The 16,595-nt window shown below is 54.8% G+C and carries 13 protein-coding genes; 3 read left to right on the forward strand and 10 right to left on the reverse strand.

From position 1 onward, the window contains the following. Positions 1 to 144 precede the first annotated feature (144 nt). The 4 genes from AWR27_RS11165 to AWR27_RS11180 form a co-directional block, all read right to left on the reverse strand. On the reverse strand, positions 145 to 2,355 hold the full coding sequence (locus tag AWR27_RS11165; protein ID WP_077131248.1) for a TonB-dependent receptor: 2,211 nt from the start codon (positions 2,353 to 2,355) through the stop codon (positions 145 to 147). 149 nt (positions 2,356 to 2,504) lie between these two features. Next, on the reverse strand, positions 2,505 to 2,849 hold the full coding sequence (locus AWR27_RS11170; protein ID WP_077131249.1) for a hypothetical protein: 345 nt from the start codon (positions 2,847 to 2,849) through the stop codon (positions 2,505 to 2,507). A 78-nt stretch (positions 2,850 to 2,927) separates the two neighbouring features. Continuing rightward, positions 2,928 to 3,572 (reverse strand): HmuY family protein, encoded by a 645-nt coding sequence (locus AWR27_RS11175; protein WP_077131250.1) that lies wholly within the window; start codon positions 3,570 to 3,572, stop codon positions 2,928 to 2,930. A 2-nt stretch (positions 3,573 to 3,574) separates the two neighbouring features. Continuing rightward, complete coding sequence (locus AWR27_RS11180) at positions 3,575 to 5,686, reverse strand: TonB-dependent receptor plug domain-containing protein (RefSeq protein WP_077131251.1); 2,112 nt, start codon at positions 5,684 to 5,686, stop codon at positions 3,575 to 3,577. Positions 5,687 to 5,822: 136 nt separating this feature from the next. On the opposite strand from AWR27_RS11180, the gene AWR27_RS11185 reads away from it, so the two are divergent. Further along, a complete protein-coding gene (locus tag AWR27_RS11185; RefSeq protein ID WP_077131252.1) occupies positions 5,823 to 6,737 on the forward strand; it encodes a DUF6607 family protein in 915 nt (304 codons plus the stop codon). 144 nt (positions 6,738 to 6,881) lie between these two features. Then, on the forward strand, positions 6,882 to 7,910 hold the full coding sequence (locus AWR27_RS11190; protein WP_077131253.1) for a hypothetical protein: 1,029 nt from the start codon (positions 6,882 to 6,884) through the stop codon (positions 7,908 to 7,910). A gap of 77 nt (positions 7,911 to 7,987) precedes the next feature. On the opposite strand, the gene AWR27_RS11195 is transcribed toward AWR27_RS11190, so the two are convergent. The 6 genes from AWR27_RS11195 to AWR27_RS11220 form a co-directional block, all read right to left on the reverse strand. Further along, positions 7,988 to 9,169: an Nramp family divalent metal transporter gene (locus tag AWR27_RS11195; protein ID WP_077131254.1), complete on the reverse strand. Its 1,182-nt coding sequence runs from the start codon at positions 9,167 to 9,169 to the stop codon at positions 7,988 to 7,990. An 88-nt stretch (positions 9,170 to 9,257) separates the two neighbouring features. Further along, positions 9,258 to 9,782 carry a Dps family protein gene (locus AWR27_RS11200; protein ID WP_077131255.1) on the reverse strand — a complete coding sequence of 175 codons (525 nt, stop codon included), beginning with the start codon at positions 9,780 to 9,782 and terminating at the stop codon, positions 9,258 to 9,260. Between the two features lie 69 nt (positions 9,783 to 9,851). Further along, complete coding sequence (locus AWR27_RS11205) at positions 9,852 to 10,790, reverse strand: sugar phosphate isomerase/epimerase family protein (protein WP_077131256.1); 939 nt, start codon at positions 10,788 to 10,790, stop codon at positions 9,852 to 9,854. A 60-nt stretch (positions 10,791 to 10,850) separates the two neighbouring features. Then, positions 10,851 to 11,309: an META domain-containing protein gene (locus AWR27_RS11210; protein ID WP_077131257.1), complete on the reverse strand. Its 459-nt coding sequence runs from the start codon at positions 11,307 to 11,309 to the stop codon at positions 10,851 to 10,853. 43 nt (positions 11,310 to 11,352) lie between these two features. Beyond that, on the reverse strand, positions 11,353 to 15,162 hold the full coding sequence (locus AWR27_RS11215) for a hydantoinase B/oxoprolinase family protein (RefSeq protein ID WP_077131258.1): 3,810 nt from the start codon (positions 15,160 to 15,162) through the stop codon (positions 11,353 to 11,355). Between the two features lie 3 nt (positions 15,163 to 15,165). Then, entirely contained in the window at positions 15,166 to 15,918 is a 753-nt protein-coding gene (locus AWR27_RS11220) for a DeoR/GlpR family DNA-binding transcription regulator (RefSeq protein WP_077131259.1), read from the reverse strand. 54 nt (positions 15,919 to 15,972) lie between these two features. On the opposite strand from AWR27_RS11220, the gene nudK reads away from it, so the two are divergent. Further along, complete coding sequence (gene nudK, locus AWR27_RS11225; protein ID WP_077133931.1) at positions 15,973 to 16,566, forward strand: GDP-mannose pyrophosphatase NudK; 594 nt, start codon at positions 15,973 to 15,975, stop codon at positions 16,564 to 16,566. Positions 16,567 to 16,595 lie beyond the last annotated feature (29 nt).

Consider the following 16,595-nt stretch of genomic DNA (forward strand, 5'->3'; position numbering starts at 1 on the left):
TTTGGTCTCGCAAAGGTCAGTCTTGTTTAGACAGATTCCAAAGAAACTTCAAGATTATTTTTAATGTTTCTAAATTAGCACGCTACTGGTGCGAACCGACCCGGCGTATCGGTTGGCTCGTGCCAGTAGCGTGCTAATCATACATTACAACCGCAACTTTAACCCACCGTTGATAATCCGGCCATCGGTGGGCGCGTAAATATCCGTCACGAAAACGGGCTGTAATGCCGAACCCGATACCAGCGGCTCGAAGCGTGACTGGCGCACGTCTGTGAAGTTTTCAAAGTTGATAAACAGGCTACCTTTCAACACGTTAGCAATTACCCACTTCCACTCGGCCATGTAGCCCATTGTTACATACGAGCGCGTGGATGAACCGTCGGAGCGTTGCTGCTGACCGGTGTAAAACACCTCGAAGCCGGTTTTTACGCGCTCGGTCTCGTAGAGCGTTGTCAGGTAAAGCCGGTGCCGGGCGGTGAGCGGAATGGGGCCGGTCAGGTTGTCGTACCGGCGGTGCGTATCGATGAGCGAATAGCCCAGAAAGCCGTGAATAGCTTTGTGAACCAGCCTGATATTAGTTTCCAAACCCCGCGTAAAGAGAAAACCATTCGCCGTTTGAAACGACAGCAACGCGCTGCCCGGCGTGGATTCGCCGGGCATAGTGCTCAGTACAAGCGGATTATTGAGCCGGGTTGCAAAAAACAGTTGGTTAATCGACAGCGTAGTTTCATCGCCGAGTTCGGTGCGGTAGTTCACATCCCAGTTCAGGCCGAGCGATTGCTCAACTCCTGTACTCATCGACGTTAAATCAACGTTTCGGAACGAGAGCCGTTCGGCATCTTCTGTGAAGATCGTTGGTGCCTTGTAGCCCAAACCGCCACCCAACCGACTCGTCCACCGTTCCGACGCCCGATAGAGCAGCGAAAAACGCGGCAGAGCCAGCAGTCGCGCCGACGTGCGCCCGGTGGCATCGATGCGTGTCTGTACCCAATCGGTGCGAAGGCCAGTTTCCAGGCTAAACTGCTCCGACAGCATGAGCGTATTTTGCACGAACAGCCCCGCCGTTAGTTGATTATATATCATCTGATTACCAGCGGATACCGGCTGACGAAAAGCATCTGTCCATACGTTCAGGCCCACAATCCAGTCCGTTTTAGGCCGATGCCTGAACGCACTAACTTCGCTGAATGACGATTGCTGCACCCCATCGAAACGGTAATTCTGAATAGGCTGGGTAATGGTTCGGCGAAACGTACTATAACTGTTTTTCACGGTCAGCGACCAGTCGTTACGAAACCGACTGTCGAGCCGAAACTGCGTTGCCAGCCGATTTGATTGGTTTTCCTCCGTAAAACCCGCTGTGTTTTCGGTCCGCAATGTGGGCATGTAGCCGCCCGTCCGGTCTTCGCCTACCCAGATAAGCCCCGCCGATACGGTTGTGGTTTCGGTCGGATACCAGAACAGTTTGGGTTGCACAGTGGTACGGCTCGTTTGCGGCAGGTCCGAAAAGTTGTCGCGGTTGGGGTCGAAGGCGCGTTGCGTGTTCCGGGTGGCGTAAAGGGTCAGACCGATTTTTTCGTTTCGGTGGGCGTAATAACCGTTCAGATCCAACCCGCCCGCCGACGTGCCGTTGCCCATGAACGATAATTCGCGCTCGCGGGTCGGGTCTTTCGTGACCAAATTCACGAGTCCGGCAATGGCTCCGCTGCCATAGAGCGTTGACTGACAGCCTTTCAGCACTTCCACCTGCCTCAGATTCAGGGGCGGTATCTGCATGATACTCAGGCCACTCGAAAAGCCACTGTATAACGGCAATCCATCCTGCAAGAGTTGCGTGTAGCGACCGTCCAAACCCTGAATTCGAATGGTGGCGTTGGCCGACATTACCGACGTTTGCTGCACCTGAATACCTGTGCTTTCGCGCAGAATCATCGAAATATTGCCCGGTTGCATGTTGGCTTTTTCGTCTAACTCCTCGCCGTCGATCACCTCTACACGCGTCGGCTCATCGGCTACGGTGCGGCCTGTGCGCGTGGTTGTTACAGTGACTTCGTCGAGTTCTTCCTCTGCCGGTTTGAGCGCGATTTGCAGTGTATCGACAGATGGTAGCATTACCGTTTCAGCAGCCGTTTCAAAGCCAACTGCCGATATTTTCAGGCGAACCGGGCCAGTGTTTGGCACACTAATCCGGGCAAAACCAGTGCTGTCGGTAATGCTGCCAGTGTTGCCACCCACTACGCGAACCGTGGCACCGGCGATGGGCTGTTTGGTGTCTGCATGGCGAACACCAACGCCAATAGTTTGTTGCCCTAACGCTGTAGTCGTCAGGAGTAAAAAGTATAGTATGAATTTCATGATGGCTTATGGAATTGTTCTGACGCGAGCCGGTCCGACATATCGGTTGGCCCGCGTCTTTGATATAGCCAGCGTTCGCTGGCGTGAGCAAATGCTTACTCAGTAAACAGCACGAGCTAACCGATACATCGGACTGTCTCGCGCCAAAGCTACACTTTGGGTGGTTGCCAGATAGTGAGCAGCACGTCGTCGGGGCGCAACGCAGCATAGGCAAAGCGGACGGGCTGGCGGGAAAGGTATAAGCTACTTGGCGGCTGTAAGTAGATAATCGCAGGGGTAAGGGTAAATCCGAGGCAAGTGGCGCAGTGGCAAAACGGACTACACGGCGCGTGATGATCGTCGGCGTCGCTGGCGGGAGCGTCGGTATGGTGGCTGGCGGGTGCCGACCCGGTATAGGCGCAGCAGTCGCCGTCGGGGCAGGGTAAAGCCGACAGCAGCACAACACAAACAGCCCAAATGGTAATCAGCCACTTCATGCCATAAAAGTACGGCATAGTTTTATGCAACGGGTAGTCAAAAAAAAAGCAACCCACTACGGAGTCGCTATTTTCTTACAGGTATAAACATATTCTTCAATTCAACTTCATCGAGCCATCAGGTTGGTACACGTACCGGAATGTATAGAATCGTGCCCGGTCGCGGTTGGCGTCTATCTGCGTAGGAGCGTTTTCGTAGTAGCTTAGAATTTCCATTTTAGCATACTTACCATCGCCTGTCCGAATCACCAGCACCCGGCCCGGAATAGGTGTAATCAGGTTGAGTTGGGGGTTGTAGTTGTACCACCCCGCGCCCGAACGCACCGGAATCGCCAGATTGGTGGCACTCTGATCCTGCGCAAACGTGGCCGATGTGGGTATGGTCGTCAGTTCATCGAATGTGCCGGTATGGATGTACGCTCCACCCTGCCCGGAACGAATGGCCCCGCCGTTGACAATGATGGATTGCCCCCGAAAGCCTACGTCCCACTTGTTGGTGGCCGAGTCGGTATTGGCAATGATCTGGTTATCGCGCAGGTTGTAAAACGTAAATCGCCCCGTTGTCCCCAGCGGTTGCCCGGTTTGCGGATTAACGCCCGTGGTTGGGTCGGCGGCAAGGTTGCGCACGGTTTCGGCCCGAACGGGTACAGGCGCGGGCGTCTCGTTTTTGTCGGAACAGGCGAATTGCAGTGCGGCCAGACTCAGCACAAAGGCCGCTGTTTTTGCTTGGTTCGTATTCATAATCAATTGGTTGTATACTTTTTTGCCCAGACCCACCGGGCCGACACGTACCAGATGCGCCCCGGCAGGTTCGGGATAAATTGCGGATCAGTGTGGCCGAGCAGGTTGTCGATACCCGCCTGCATCGTGAGCGACCGGAACGTTTTGGCCGCCGACAGGTTCCAGAGTACGTAACCGCGCACGTACTCGCTGTCGTCGTCAAGAATCAGGTTGCCGTTGCGGTCAGCAAATCCGTAGCGGCTGCGATAAATGCCCCGCAACGTAGCCGAATAACCGCGTTTGGTATTCTCGTAGAACAGTCGTGCGTTTGCCATGTGCCGCGACCGGTTCAGCAGCCCGCCGTAATCGCTCCGCCGAACCCGCTCGCTCACCAATGTTTCGGGGTTGCGTTTAAACAGTTGTCCGGCATCGATTTGGTCCAGTACGGCTTTGTCGCGGGCATCCAGAAACTGATAACCGGCAGAGAACATTAACTGTCCGCCTGCTCCCACCGCCCACCGAAACTGCGCTTCCAGTTCGGCTCCCTGCGTGAAAACGCGGCTGAGGTTAAAATAGCTGAACACGGCCTGCCCATTGATGCGACGAGCTACGGGCTGCGTCTCGATCAGGTCGCGCACGTCGTTGCGGAACAGGTTCAGGCTCAGGCTCGTCAGTGTTTTCGTACCACCGTCGGGCCGTAGCTGAAAACCAATGTTGTATGCCGTTGAACTTTCGGGTCGTATAGCACCAATCTGCGCCGGGTCGAGCAGGATTTCGGCGATTTGGCCGCTTTGCTGCAACCGGGCCAGGCCAGCCGCCAATTCTTCGGTGCCAAAGACACTATAACCCGCTACGGCATTGTCGAAATTCAGGTACAACTGCCGAAAATCGGGTGCTTTGAAGCCCACACCCACACTGCCGCGTAGCGCCAGTGAGCGCGTCAGTTCATACCGCCCCGATAGCTTCGGACTAAACTGCCCTGCATATTGGCTGTGAACATCAACCCGACCGCCCGCAATCAGATTCAGCCGGGTTGTGGGGAGCCATTCGTACTGAAAAAAGCCGTAGCGCGTACCGAATCGCTGCGTTTGCGTGTAGCGGGTAGCTTCTACGCTCTCGGCAATGTAGCCCGCGCCCAGCGTTAGGATATGCTTCTGACGAATGTAATGATCGACCTGCACTTCGGGGCGGTTAAACGTTTGCCGAAAAAACTGACTGTCGTACAGCCGGTTTTCGCCGGGTTTAATCGCACCCTCATACGCTAAATCCGTATTCGTCTGGTACGTAGTATGATAGAACCGGTACGTCAGTTTCCAGGCATCGGTAGGGCGGTGCATGAGCGTCGGATTCAGATTTACGTCGCTGATGCGGCCCGGCCCGGTTACGATGCGGCTGTCGGGCAGAGCCAGGCGGTTATCCTGCCGCTCGGTGAAGTAGCGGCCCGACACGTTCAGTTTCCAGCGGCTCGACAAATCTGCCGTGATGCGTCCGCTGCCGGTGTAGTTCACAAAGGGCGAAACGGTCTGCCCAGTCACATCGGGTGTCAGGTCAAAACCAGCCGACGATAGCCGATTGCCGAACGCATACAGCCCAACTTTTCCCTGTTTCAACGACACGTCGCCAGATAGATCACTGGTTTGGTTGGCCCCGTAGCGAGCTGATACAGAGCCTCTTGTTTGCCCTGGATTCTCGGTGATGATGTTGATAACGCCCGCCAATGCTTCAGAGCCATACAGACTTGACGACGGGCCTTTTACAATTTCAATGCGCTTGATATTACCCACCGCCAGCCTCGACAGTTCGAGCGTTCCGGCAGTGCGGCCTACCAGCGGCTCACCATCGATCAGAATAAGCGTGTAGTCAGGATTGAAACCCTGCATTTGAACGCCCTGCCCGTGATTGGTCACGATAGCCAGCCCGGTTTGTTCGCCCAGCACGTCGTTGAGCCGCAGGCTACCCATCTGCCGAATCTGCTTGCCTTCAATTACCGTCACAGGCATGGGCAGCGCACCCATTGGCCGCTCGGTGCGCGTAGCCGTCACAACCACTTCTTCCAGCGACCGGCTACGAACGGTATCGGTGGCAGGTGTGGCAGTCAGGCTGAACAGGCCAGTAAGCAGCGTGGTGAGGAGCATCTTGAGGACTATATTGACGATGCAAACGTAGACCTTGTTTAGACTTATTCCAAATTATTTTCGTTTTTATTTTGAAAATTCTAAATAAGCTAAACCCTTGCTGACGAAACGAACGCACTAACTCTGTACGATTTCTATGAAAACTCCCTTCTTAACAACCTGTCTGACAGCCATCTCTGTGTTGGCACTCGCTCAAACTACGCCCAAACCCGCCGACGTAGCCGCTATAAAAGCGCAATGTGGGTGCCACGACGTTGATTTCGTATATGCCGAAACCTTTGCCCCCGATAAAGCCTACCAATTCAAAGACCGCTATCAGGCGAAAGGCACCGAATTGGTGTTTGTGGATGAAGAACGTCCGGGTAAACTTGTTATTCAGCACCTGCTCGTTATGGGCGATTCGCTGGTAATCAAGCACTGGCGCGAAGACTGGCTGTTTGAGAACACGAGCCTGCTGGCCTTCGATCAGAACGCCACCTGGAAACGCGTCAAAAAAAGCCCTGCCGACGTGCGCGGGCAGTGGACACAGCAGGTGTTTGAAGTAGACGACAGCCCGCGCTACGAAGCTTCGGCAACCTGGATTCACGCCGATGGAAAAACTTACTGGGAAAGCACCGTCGATGCGCCCCTGCCCCGGCGTGAATACACCAAACGCCACGACTACAACGTAATGCGCCGAACCAACCGCCACCGAATTATGCCCGATGGGTACGTTCATGAGCAGGACAACGACAAAATCATGCGCTCGGAAGCGGGCGACCAACTGCTGGCGTCGGAGAAGGGGCTGAATACGTATCGCCGAACCGATGAAAAAAAGTGTCAGGCGGGTAAAGTATGGTGGGCCAAACACCGCGCCTACTGGGTCGATGTGCGGACCGTCTGGAACGAAGTACTGGCAACCCGCAGCGACGTGGCCCTGCGTGGGCAGGTGAAAGGCATGGTGCTTGGCCGCGAACTCGAAGACCTCGGCAAAACTGCCTTAGCTTCTACCTACGACTCGAAAACTACCCGCCCGCTCATTCGGCAGACAATTGAGAAATATTTGAAATAAACCCTGTTGTGTATCCATCAGGAAGGAATTTTCTGTTTCCGATAGACTTCTATTTGGTCATATATCATAAATGTAGGGACGCAAGTTGGTAATGAAGTTGCTGGTTGCTACCTTAACGTCAAAATAGAAACATAATCGGTTTTCATGAAAATTTCTACCTTATTCACTATTGGCACGTTGACGCTGCCACTGCTTGGCTACGGCCAGGGCCAAATCATAACTCCCGACAACCAGACGATTACTATCCATTCGGTTGGGGGGAGCTACAATCTGTTTATCGGGCAGAGCACCAGCCCGGCGAACGGCACGGTATCGCCCGCCAACAGCGGCACGGCCAACACCTTCATGGGTAATCAGGCTGGACAGGGGAACACTACCGGCAGCAACAACACCTACTACGGCTACAAAACCGGTTCTCCGGGCACAACCGGCAGTAACAACACCCTCGTGGGCGTAGAGGCCGGCAAGCTCAATATTACGGGCAACGACAACGTGTTTATGGGCTGGAATTCGGGCCGCAACAATCGCAATGGCAACCGTAACGTAATTATGGGCATCGGCGCAGGCTTTGGTGAGGCCGACGGCAATGATAACACGCTGCTGGGTGCCAATGCCATAGCTGCCGGAGAAAATCTATCCAACGCCACGGCCATTGGTGCCAACGCCCGTGTGCTGACCAGTAACGCACTCGTACTGGGGAACAACGTTAATGTTGGCATTGGTAATTCGGCTCCGCAAAACCGGCTCGAACTTACCGCCGGTATTGACGGACGCAGCGGTCTCCGCCTGACCAACCTGACGGCAAATTCTCCGACCGAGGGTACAGCCGCCAAATTTCTGACCGTGACCGACAAAGGCGACGTAATGCTATCGGGGCAGCTTTCGGCAACGGCCATGCGCGTACAGCCCCGCAGCGAAGGTCAATGGGCCGATTTCGTGTTTGCCCCCAGCTATCAACTCCCATCGCTGACGGAGGTAGAACGATATATCAGGCAGCATAAACACCTGCCCGGCCTGCCCAGTGCTGCCAACATGGTGAAAGAAGGCACTGATTTGACTACGTTACTGGCAACGCTCGTTCAGAAAAACGAAGAGTTGACGCTCCATCTGATTGAACAGCAGAAGCGCATCGAGCGATTAGAGCAGCAAAATCGGGAGTTGCAGAAGAAATAATACGAAATTAATTTGGTGTAGCTGGCACGGTAGAGACGCAACCCTTTGCGTCTCTACCGTTGACCATCTGTTGCTTGTCAAAACACTGCCAGCCACAAATTCCGCAATCCCAGAAAGGCTGTAACAACTACCACAAACAGCATGGCGACGGTTTGCCACGGGCGGTTCCGATAGGCAACGGGTAATATAGCTTTGTTGGTAACGGCAACTAGCAAAAACACAGCGACCAACGGCAGCAGCAAGCCGTTGGTTGCCTGTGCCAGAACAATAACAGGCACAGGTTTTACCTCTAACATGCCAAACGTCAGGCCAACAATCATCACGCTGAGCCACGTAGCCCGGTAGGCCCATGAGCCTTCGCGCCAGCCCAGCAAACTTCGTCCTGTGACGGCTGCGGCCAGCGGGGCCGTAAGGGCAGAGGTGAAGCCAGCCGCAAACAGACCGAATGAAAACAGACTACCTGCCCACCTACCCAGCCTGTTTTCCAGCGTTTGGGCCACCGTCTGAAACGAAAACTCGCCCGATACGAGCGTTCCCGATAGTAGGATAGCCATCGAAATTAAGCCGCCAATCAGTACGGCTAAACCAATGCCCCACCGCATTTCGGCCAGCGACTGCCCCTGTCCAATACCCGATCCGAGAAACAAATTGTATGGCACAATGGTCGTACCAATCAGGCCGATAACCAGTACGGTCGAATCGGGCGGTAAGGTTGGAGTAACCAACGACCGGATAAGTTCAGCAGGATCGGGAGACGCGCTTGTGGCAACATAGGCGAAAGCAATGCCCATCCCGAACACGACCAAACCTAACATATTGGCAATAAACCGGGTAGACCCTTGCCACAATAGTGTGATGCACACCAGCCCGGTCAGTGCAGTTAAAACGGGCGTTGACAGACCCGTTAGTAACCCCAGACCCGACACGGCACCCAGAATGTTGCCGGCCTGATAGGCTGCACAGCCCAGCGTGACGGTCCCAAACAGCAACACCATCAGCCAGCGAATACGCGGACCGTAGATTTGTGTGAGCAGTTCGCCCAAACTCAATCCCGATGCAATAGTGACGCGGGCGGCTGCTTCCTGCAATAAAACAGTACCCAGGGTAGAAAACATTAATGTCCACAGCAGACTAACACCAAACCGCGACCCGGCCATTGCACAGGTAGTAACGGTGCCGGGACCAATAAATGCAGCCGAGATAACCGACCAGAATAAGACACTGCCAAGTCCGGCACGAAGCGAAAGAGATTTGGGCACTGGTAGTTAGTGAAAAGTGAAGAGTGTAAAGTTATTGCGGTCAAGCTACAACATTTTTCACTCTTCACTCTTCATTTTTCACTCATCTCTACGAAAGGTACTTGCGGAGCATCCACGCCATTTTTTCGTGTTCCTCCATCAGTCCCGTCAGGAAGTCTGCCGTACCGGCGTCGTTCAGTTCTTCGTCGCAGGTTTCTACATCATCGCGCAGTTCGCGCACTACCTGCTCATGGTCGCTCAGGAGCCGCTCGAACATGTTGAGGGTCTTCACTTCGCCACTGTGGTCTTCCTCAAGGCTCGTGTTCTTGATGTAATCGGCCATTGTCGACAAAGGCTTACCGCCCAGCGTTCGGATGCGCTCAGCTACCTGATCGATGATCTCTTCGAGTTGATTATACTGCTCTTCAAAGAATTCGTGGTATTCTTTGAAGCTTGGCCCGGCCACGTTCCAGTGGTACTTGCGGGTTTTGATGTATAATACGTGGAGATCGGCAAGGTATGCGTTCAGCAACTCATTGTCCTTTTTCAGAACATCTTTATCAAGGCCAATGTTGGGCTGAACATTCTTCGGCTCTTTAGTTTGTGTTTCCGGCTTATTCAAATCAGTAGTCATAACATGAGAATGTAAGTGCTGCCTAAATAACCCGACCAACCCGAAATTGTTGCAATACCGATTTACCGTTCACAGCAGTTCGGCGAACACATCGCGGGCGTAAGCAATGTCTTGCCGGTGCGCTTCGACCGGTCCCATTGAGTTAGGCGAACCCTTTTCCAAGCACTGTTCCAGCACCAGCAGAGGCCGCACGTTCTGCCCCTTCAAATCGGCCACCAGCCGCCGGTAGTCAATGTCGCCGTCGGAGAGAATTTCCTGCCAGACCCCATTTTTCGACTGCCTGATGTGCAGCTCGACGATACGTTTGCCGTAAAGCTTCACTACATCGAACAGAGCTACCTGGGAGTTGCCGGAACCGCGATAGACCCAGTGCGAATCTAAACAGAGCGATACGTTTTTAGGGTCGGATGCCAGCAGCATGTGGTGAAATTCGCGGGCGGCCTGCCGGTGTTCGGGCGCGTGGGTGTGGTAGGCCAGCACAAGGCCGCGCTGCCGGAGTTCGGCACCCAGCCGGTCAAGGTTACGCGCCTGCTCGGTCAGTTGGGCATCGGTTTTGTCGTCGTCGCTACCCCACTTGATCGGGTTCGGATTCGTGACCACAAACCGCGCACCCAATGGTTTGGCTGCTGTAGCAATCTGCACAACCGACTCGATGGATTTTTGCGCATCGGCGGCTTCATGCAGCGAACTGTTGACGTATACCGATGGCATCGCCAGCTTGTATTTTGCCAAATACGGGGCCAGCTTTTTTACGTCATCGGCGTTATTGAACGATGGTTCGTAGGCGGTCAATCCGGTTTTTACGTACTCCGTCAGCGAGGCATCGGGGTCGGCCATCCACTGTTTTTTTTCGCGCCCGTAGAAGGTATTCCAGGTGTAAGCGTTGCAGGAAAGCGGCTGCGTATTGGGCGGTACAGTTCCGGCCTGCGCGGGTTGCGAATCGGGCAGGAGCGCGGCTCCGGTCAGGGCCGTGAGCGAGGTCAGGAAATGGCGTCGGGTCGTAGACATAGGGCATTGTGTTGTCCCAGAAAAAGCACAACACAATGCGCTCATACTGACACAGCCCGTCTACTTCACCGCGTCGCCCCGGAACTTCGCCACGGTGCTGCCATCTTTGGTGAGCGATAACGCTTTGTCGGCTACGCTGAAGCCATTCACCTGACCCAGCATCGCTGTGAACTCATTTTCTACATTCGGTTCCGGGCAGGCCATGCGGGTTGTGGCTCCTGGCTTGAACGTCAGTTTGTTGTTGGCTTCTACCGTAAAGCCGCCTGTAAGCCGGTTGCAACTTGTTGAACCCACTACGCGTCCGCCATCTTCGGGGGTGAACAGCAGATGGGCATCCCGGTCGTTGCCAGCGGGCGTTACGGACTTGCCGCCGAGTTCAACCAGCGTCCATTTGTACTTGTACAAGCTTTCGCTGCCTCCGGTTGCAGCCGTTGTTGCGGTGTTCACAGTCGTTTTTGCCGATTTGCAGCCGATGCTGATCGCACCCAGCAGCGCAATTGAGACAAGTAAAATTTTCATTGTTGTAGTGATTTATTGGTCAGCGAAGTACTACAAAAAAATATCATTCACCAACTCCCCCACCCCCCGGCGTTTCGATTCGGATACGCTCGCCCGCCTGCATGGCCCGCGTGAAAATTCCTGGCAATGTTTCTTCACGGCCATCGGCCCGAATAAGCGTTTGCCGCCCCACCGCACCCGGTTCACCACCGTTCAGCCCGTAGGGAGCCACCACGCGGTGCTGACTGAGTAGAGTTGCCTGCACAGGTTCGAGAAATTCGATTTCGCGCACGATGCCATCGCCCCCACGCCACCGCCCGGCCCCGCCCGAGCCGGTTCGAATGCTAAATTGATGTAGCCGTACCGGATACCGTCGTTCAAGTTCTTCAGGATCAGTCAGTTTGGTATTGGTCATGTGCTGATGCACCGCCGACCGCCCATCGGCACCCGTGGTAGCACCGGTTCCACCGCCGATAGTTTCGTAATAACCGAATTGGGAATTCCCGAACAGAAAATTATTCATTGTTCCCTGACTACAGGCCGCTAACCCCAACGCTTTGAGCAGCGTATCGACCAATCGCTGACTTACTTCCGTATTGCCACCCACCACTGCCGGGCACTGGGTTTCATCGTCGGGAAAAATCGGATTTAGAAATGATTCACCGGGCAGGATCAGCTCGACCGGAGTCATCAGCCCCTCGTTCAGCGGAATGTCTTTATCAACCCAAAGCCGCAATACGTACAAAATGGCACTATGCAGAATCGACACGTTGGCGTTCAGGTTGTTGGGATGCACGCCCGACGTACCAGTGAAGTCGAAGGTTACGCGCCCCTCGTTCACCCCAACGCTGACGCGAATCGTGTGTCCGTCATCGAGCGATTCTTCGGCGCAAAACGTTTGGCCGCTCAACGGTTGCAGCACGTCCATAATAGCTTCTGTGGCAGACTGTTGCAGTTGCCGCATATAGTGTTGCACCGTCTCGATGCCGTGTTGCCGAACGAGGTTACGCAAAGCCGCTTCGCCCGCCCGGAGCGAGGCCAAAGCCGCTTCGATGTCGGCTCGGTTCTCGGCTATGGCACGGGTTGGGTACGGAGCCTGTGTGAAACGCGCTTCCAGGCCGTTATCGGTTCTGTCAGCGTTGGTTTTCCACAAAAACTGCCCGGCTTTCACAACATATTGCGGCTCCAGCACTACGCCTTCTTCAGTCAGCGAAACGGCATCGGGCGGCATCGAACCCGGCACTTTACCGCCAATTTCAGCGTGGTGCGCCCGGTTGATGACGTAGCCAATCAATTGCTCATCATCAGTGAAAACGCCTTGTAACAGTGTTACATCGGGCAAGTGCGACCCGCCAAATTTTGGGTGATTCGTAATCAGCACGTCGCCGGGGCCGAGCGGTAGTTTGTTGAGACACAGCCGTGCGCACACACCCAAACTACCCAGATGCACCGGAATGTGCGGGGCATTGGCAACCAGTTCGGCGTTGGCGTCGAGCAGGGCACACGAGAAGTCGAGCCGTTCTTTGACGTTAGTCGAGAAGGCGGTTCGCTGCAATTGTGCGCCCATTTCTTCGGCAATAGCCCGAAATCGCTGCGTGAACAGTTCGAGCTGAACCAGTTCGTTTGTGACCGTATCGGGCCTTGCGTCTATGTCGGCAATGTAGTCGGCTACTACGTCACGATTGCCCTGCACCACCACCCGCCAGCCGGGTTCGATAAAGGCCGAGGAGGTGGTGTTGAGCAGGAGAGCCGGACCGCGAAAGGTGTCGCCTTCCTGCAAGCGTGTCCAGTCGTAGGCCGGATACGCACCCGCCTGAAACGACGGCACCGCGTGGCGATGACTGACCGGCGGGCCACTCACCACCGATGCTTCGGCCACAGTACTGACCACCACCCGGACGCTCTCGACCTCCACGGCGCGGCTTTCGGGGTAATGGCCGTAGAGATGCCGGTACTTATCCTGAAAATCAGCCATAAGCTGCTGACTTAGTGGCACATCGACAGTAGCTTCCTGCCCTTGAAAACGCAGAAAAACCGTAACTGACTTTAGGACAATACTTGTTTTTCTGCCCACGTCCTGTTGCAGGTCAGCTTTTGCCTGTTCGGCCAGCGCATCGGCCATTTCTGCCAGTTGCGTTTCTATGTCAGCTAAGGGCTGCAATACCGACCGCGATGCTATCCGCTCAATCTGTGCCTGTCCGATGCCGTAAGCACTGAGCAAGCCACCATCGAATGGCAACAGAATTTGTTCCATATTCAGCAGCCGCGCAATGGCGCAACCGTGAAGCCCCCCCGCCCCGCCAAATACCAGCAGGCTGTACTGAGCCGGATCGAACCCCCGCGAGACGGATATTTTGCGGATAGCCCCAGCCATTGTCTCGTTGGCAATGTGCTCGAAGCCCCGCAGCAACGTCAGGCCATCGGGCCGCTGACCGGTTTTGCTGAAAATGTGTTCCACCAACTGTGCGAGAGCTTCCCGCGCTTTTTCGGGAAACACGGGGATTCCAAACTGCTGCGGGTGCAGTTTTTCTAAGAGCAAATTCACGTCGGTAATCGTCAACAGCAACGGCTGACCGGGGGCAGTAGCTCCGTAACAGGCCGGGCCGGGGCTGGCACCCGCACTCTGCGGCCCCACGCGTAGTTGGCTCCCATCGAACCAGCAAACCGACCCACCCCCAGCCGCCACGGTTTCGATTGCCAGCGAAGGCAATTGCAGCACAAACGGCCCGATGGTGGTTTCAAATCGATAATCCGGCTCGCCATCGATACGGGCCACATCAGTACTTGTGCCGCCCATGTCGAGCGTGAGCAATGGCGGCAACCGCCGTGAACTGGTTGCCGGGAGCCGGTCACTGCCAACCGCTGCCGCACCGATCACACCACCGGCAGGCCCGCTAAGCAGACTGTCTTTGGGTCGAAACAGATCGGCGCGGACGAGTCCTCCCGCACTGCTCATAACGCGAACGGAATGCCCACCGAGTTGAGTTTGCACATTGTCGAGGTAGGAACGCAGTACAGGCGTCAGATAAGCATCGACAACGGCGGTCTGAGTACGCGATACGTAGCCTGGCGCAGATGAAACGTCTGTAGAACAGGTCACGAACGGTAATCCGGCAGCCATTAGTGCATCACGCAGTTGTTGTTCATGAACTGGATTTCGGTATGCATTCAGCAACGAAATCGCCACGGCATCAGGTGTTTCTTCGCGCAGTCGCGCCAGCAGCAAATTAAGCGTTTCGGCGGCTAACGGCGTCAGAATATCCCCATTGGCAGCAATACGCTCATTTATTTCTATAACACTGTTGTATACAGTATCGGCTGGGGGAATAGCTAACTGAAACAGGCTGGGCCGCTGCTGCGTGCCAATTTTCAGTAGATCGGCAAAACCGCGCGTTACGAGCAGTGCCACGCGCCCGCCTTTGCGTTCGAGCAGCGCGTTGGTGCCTTTGGTGGTGCCGAGCCGCATCTCCAACGGCGGAAAGGGTTTTCCCAATGGCGTCTGTGTCAGCAGCCTGGCCGCCAGAACGGGAGCTTCTTCACCCGTAAAAAGTTCAATGGTTCGGGGTCGGTTATCGGTTCGGCTTCGGTTATCGTTTCCGTAAGCGGGCGAATTAATTCGCCCGCTTACGGAAACGACAATGAAACCATCCAAGCTACACGACTCCACTACAAACTCTTCACCCGTTTCAACGATTCGGGCCTGATAGCCATCAAAGATGGGCGCGGTTAGCCACGGGGCCACGATCTTTCCGTTGATAAGCTGACCGCGTAGTCGGCTGCTACTCAACACTTTGGTACGATGCAGATTTCCCTGCGGATCAAGGGCAAGGCCATCGGTGAAAGTGCCGCCAGTGTCGATCCAGATTTTACACATGAGTTAGTTCAGAACAGTGAGGCCCGCCTGTCGATATGCGTCGATAACAGCCGGATTTGCTTCGTTGTCGGTAATCAGCGCGTCGAACAATGTTAAGGGGGCGAAGTAAAGATATTTGTCGGTTTCCAACTTTGATGAATCGCAGAGCAGATACGTTTTTTCAGCTTGCCGGGCCATCGCCACTGCCGTACTGGCTTCCTTTTCGCTGTTGGCACTCAGGCCGTTTTGCAGCGAAATACCATCGACGCCAATAAACGCCCGATTGGCGCGATACCGGGCAATGTGTTCGTCGGCCATCAGCCCATGCACGGCCTGACGGTCTTTATCGACCTCGCCCCCAATCAGATTCACCGACACGTCGGACCCCATCAGTTCGACCACCACAGGCAGTGAATTGGTAATGACCGTGACGCGTCGGTGCCGGATAAATGCGCATAGCCGGAATACCGTACTGCCGCAGTCCATAAAAATCACGTCGCCCTCCTGAATCTGCCGGGCGGCAATCTGACAGATATAATCTTTCTGCCCGGCATTGACGGCGGCTTTGTTGGCGAACCGGAACGAGTCGGTAGCGGCACTGACTTTCATGGCCCCGCCCCGCGTGCGATACAATAACCCCGAAGCCGCCAATTGCCCCAAATCACGCCGAACGGTCATGTCTGAGGTATTAAGCAAGCCCACCAGATCGGCCACATCCACCGAGCCACGTTCATCGAGTGTTTGTAAAATTTTCTGCTTACGCTGTTGAAAATTCATCGCTATTATGTTCCTTTGCTCAAAATTAAACAAAATCAAACATTTTCAAACAACATGCAGCCTGAACGAGTGCAAATAACTGAAGAGAAGCTACTTTCGGATAACTGGTATGTGCTGAAACGGTATACATTCAACATCTTAGGCAAGAATGGGCAGTGGACAACCCAGCAGCGCGAAGCTTACGACCGGGGCAACGGAGCTACCATTCTGCTACACAACCCACACACCGATACAGTGATTCTGACCCGGCAGTTTCGGTTGCCCACCTACGTCAATGGCAATCCCGACGGACTGCTTATCGAAGCCTGCGCCGGGCTTTTAGACAACGACGACCCCGAAATGGCCATCCGACGCGAAACCGAGGAAGAAACCGGCTTCCGGCTCACCGCCGTACAGAAAGTGCTGGAAGCCTATATGAGTCCGGGTTCGGTGACCGAAAAGCTGTTTTTCTACCTCGCCGAATATACCGCCGACACCGAGCGCAATGCCGGGGGCGGGGTCGATGAAGAAGAGATCGACACGCTCGAATTACCGCTTCAGCAGGCTATGACCATGATTGAAACGGGCGAAATCTGCGACGGAAAGACCATTATGCTGCTGCAACACCTGCGTTTACAGCAAATCGCAAAAGCTTTCACCCAAAATTGAGTATGTGAATACCCTTCACTTCTTACGTA

It is taken from the genome of Spirosoma montaniterrae, assembly GCF_001988955.1.
In the GTDB taxonomy this organism is placed as follows: Bacteria; Bacteroidota; Bacteroidia; order Cytophagales; family Spirosomataceae; genus Spirosoma; species Spirosoma montaniterrae.

Excerpts from the sequence above, each read along its gene's own strand:
- AWR27_RS11165 (WP_077131248.1), bottom strand. The coding sequence starts at position 2,355 with ATGAAATTCATACTATACTTTTTACTCCTGACGACTACAGCGTTAGGG.
- AWR27_RS11170 (WP_077131249.1), bottom strand. The coding sequence starts at position 2,849 with ATGCCGTACTTTTATGGCATGAAGTGGCTGATTACCATTTGGGCTGTT.
- AWR27_RS11175 (WP_077131250.1), bottom strand. The coding sequence starts at position 3,572 with ATGAATACGAACCAAGCAAAAACAGCGGCCTTTGTGCTGAGTCTGGCC.
- AWR27_RS11180 (WP_077131251.1), bottom strand. The coding sequence starts at position 5,686 with ATGCTCCTCACCACGCTGCTTACTGGCCTGTTCAGCCTGACTGCCACA.
- AWR27_RS11185 (WP_077131252.1), top strand. The coding sequence starts at position 5,823 with ATGAAAACTCCCTTCTTAACAACCTGTCTGACAGCCATCTCTGTGTTG.
- AWR27_RS11190 (WP_077131253.1), top strand. The coding sequence starts at position 6,882 with ATGAAAATTTCTACCTTATTCACTATTGGCACGTTGACGCTGCCACTG.
- AWR27_RS11200 (WP_077131255.1), bottom strand. The coding sequence starts at position 9,782 with ATGACTACTGATTTGAATAAGCCGGAAACACAAACTAAAGAGCCGAAG.
- AWR27_RS11205 (WP_077131256.1), bottom strand. The coding sequence starts at position 10,790 with ATGTCTACGACCCGACGCCATTTCCTGACCTCGCTCACGGCCCTGACC.
- AWR27_RS11210 (WP_077131257.1), bottom strand. The coding sequence starts at position 11,309 with ATGAAAATTTTACTTGTCTCAATTGCGCTGCTGGGTGCGATCAGCATC.
- AWR27_RS11215 (WP_077131258.1), bottom strand. The coding sequence starts at position 15,162 with ATGTGTAAAATCTGGATCGACACTGGCGGCACTTTCACCGATGGCCTT.
- AWR27_RS11220 (WP_077131259.1), bottom strand. The coding sequence starts at position 15,918 with ATGAATTTTCAACAGCGTAAGCAGAAAATTTTACAAACACTCGATGAA.
- nudK (WP_077133931.1), top strand. The coding sequence starts at position 15,973 with ATGCAGCCTGAACGAGTGCAAATAACTGAAGAGAAGCTACTTTCGGAT.